The following is a 463-nucleotide window of genomic DNA, read 5'->3' as shown; positions in this document are numbered from 1 at the left end:
CAGCGTTGCTGATCTGCGATTACTAGCGACTCCGACTTCATGGGGTCGAGTTGCAGACCCCAATCCGAACTGAGACGCGCTTTAAGGGATTCGCTCCACCTCACGGTATTGCAGCCCTCTGTACGCGCCATTGTAGCATGTGTGAAGCCCTGGACATAAGGGGCATGATGACTTGACGTCATCCCCACCTTCCTCCGAGTTGACCCCGGCAGTCTCTCACGAGTCCCCACCATTACGTGCTGGCAACATGAGACAAGGGTTGCGCTCGTTGCGGGACTTAACCCAACATCTCACGACACGAGCTGACGACAGCCATGCACCACCTGTATAGAAGGCACAAGGCAAACCGAATCTCTCCGGCGATCCTCTATATGTCAAACCCAGGTAAGGTTCTTCGCGTTGCATCGAATTAATCCACATGCTCCGCCGCTTGTGCGGGCCCCCGTCAATTCCTTTGAGTTTT

1 rRNA gene is annotated in these 463 nt (G+C 54.9%); it reads right to left on the bottom strand.

The annotated features are described in order from the left end of the window. A 16S ribosomal RNA gene (locus tag AXK60_RS13835) occupies positions 1-463 on the bottom strand; the annotation flags it as partial.

This window comes from Tsukamurella pseudospumae, assembly GCF_001575195.1.
Classification (GTDB): domain Bacteria; phylum Actinomycetota; class Actinomycetes; order Mycobacteriales; family Mycobacteriaceae; genus Tsukamurella; species Tsukamurella pseudospumae.
The sequence above is the reverse complement of the archived record's forward strand: the minus strand, read 5'-3'. Positions and strand labels throughout refer to the sequence as shown.